Origin of the sequence: Brevibacterium sp. VCM10, from assembly GCF_000583215.1 — a bacterium.
Taxonomy (GTDB): domain Bacteria; phylum Actinomycetota; class Actinomycetes; order Actinomycetales; family Brevibacteriaceae; genus Brevibacterium; species Brevibacterium linens.
Map to the genome: position 1 here is coordinate 1 of NZ_JAJB01000086.1, position 1,278 is coordinate 1,278.

Annotated in this window: 1 protein-coding gene and 1 other RNA gene; both read right to left on the reverse strand. The window is 60.0% G+C overall.

Translation table 11 applies throughout. The annotated features are described in order from the left end of the window. Positions 1 to 123 precede the first annotated feature (123 nt). Positions 124 to 501: a transfer-messenger RNA gene (ssrA, locus tag AD89_RS19775) on the reverse strand. Between the two features lie 139 nt (positions 502 to 640). Then, positions 641 to 1,111, reverse strand: a complete 471-nt coding sequence (gene smpB / locus AD89_RS0117095) for an SsrA-binding protein SmpB (protein ID WP_025780801.1) — start codon at positions 1,109 to 1,111, stop codon at positions 641 to 643. Positions 1,112 to 1,278 lie beyond the last annotated feature (167 nt).

Consider the following 1,278-nt stretch of genomic DNA (forward strand, 5'->3'; position numbering starts at 1 on the left):
CCGCCTCGGCGATGGTGTTCGCTCTATTCGACGCTTCGTCGACTTCGACGGGGCAAAGTGGCAGCTCTGGGGATCTCCGGACAGTGAAATGCCCCGGATCCTTAAGGAATCCGGGGCTTAGACACGTGGAGATGGCGGGAATCGAACCCGCGTCCGTCGGCAGATTGTCAGGACTTCTCCGGGCGCAGTTCGTGAAAATGTCTCTTAGGTTCTGGCCCTTGCACGAACACATGGACCAACGAACGGAGTTGAGTGAAAGTCCCTCAGACACCCCCAACATGTGTCTGAAGCAGTGGCCTCTTAAGCGACGCCAGACACTAGAGCAGAGGCAACTCTAGGCTGACGGATTCGCAGCTCGCGCTCTATCAGGCAGCGAGGGCGAAATCGGTGCGGTTGTTAGACTTAGCACCTATTGTTTTGCAGAGGACATTAACGAGATGACTCTGCATTCTCGGCCCGCTTCTCCCGACGCAGTGTCCGACGTCGAAACCGATCATCCCCATATTCTGTTACCAAAACTGATCAGCTGTTTCATCCGCCGAGGAGGCTGCTGGCGCCGATCAGGTACTCCAGCATACTCCTACAACGCAGACCGAGCCAATTGCATTCCCGGCCGTTCACGAAAGGTGCCGAGCAGGCCTCAGAGGAACTGCTTGGCCTTCATCGCGCGTTCGGCTTCGCGCTTGTCCTGCGCCTCACGCAGGGCCTGACGCTTGTCCCATTCGCGCTTGCCCTTGGCCAGAGCGATCTCGACCTTGACCCGCGACCCGTCGAAGTAGAGTTCGAGCGGCACCAGAGTCCGGCCGGACTCCTTGACCTTCTGCGAGAGCTTGAGGATCTCCTCGCGGTGGAGCAGCAGCTTCCGGCGACGCCTGGCCGAATGATTCGTCCAGGTCCCCTGCAGGTACTCGGGGATGTAGACGTTCTCCAACCATGCTTCGTTCTGGAAGATGAGGGCGAAGCCGTCGGTCAGTGAGGCCCTGCCTTCGCGCAGCGACTTCACCTCGGTGCCGGTGAGCACTAGCCCGGCCTCCCACGTGTCTTCGATGTGGTAGTCGTGGCGTGCCTTGCGGTTCCTCGCAATGACTTTCTTGCCAGTGTCCTTTGGCATGACCGGCCTCCTCTCTGCCCCCGATCGCCTGTGCACGCGTTCGCGCGCACAGCCATCCATTCTATCCCAAAGCGGACCACGTCCCAACGCCGGGGACCGTCTCCGGATGAGGCAACGACACCGTCGACTCCCCTATTCCTCGAAACCCCTCCCCGAACTACCTGACG

Excerpts from the sequence above, each read along its gene's own strand:
- smpB (WP_025780801.1), bottom strand. The coding sequence starts at position 1,111 with ATGCCAAAGGACACTGGCAAGAAAGTCATTGCGAGGAACCGCAAGGCA.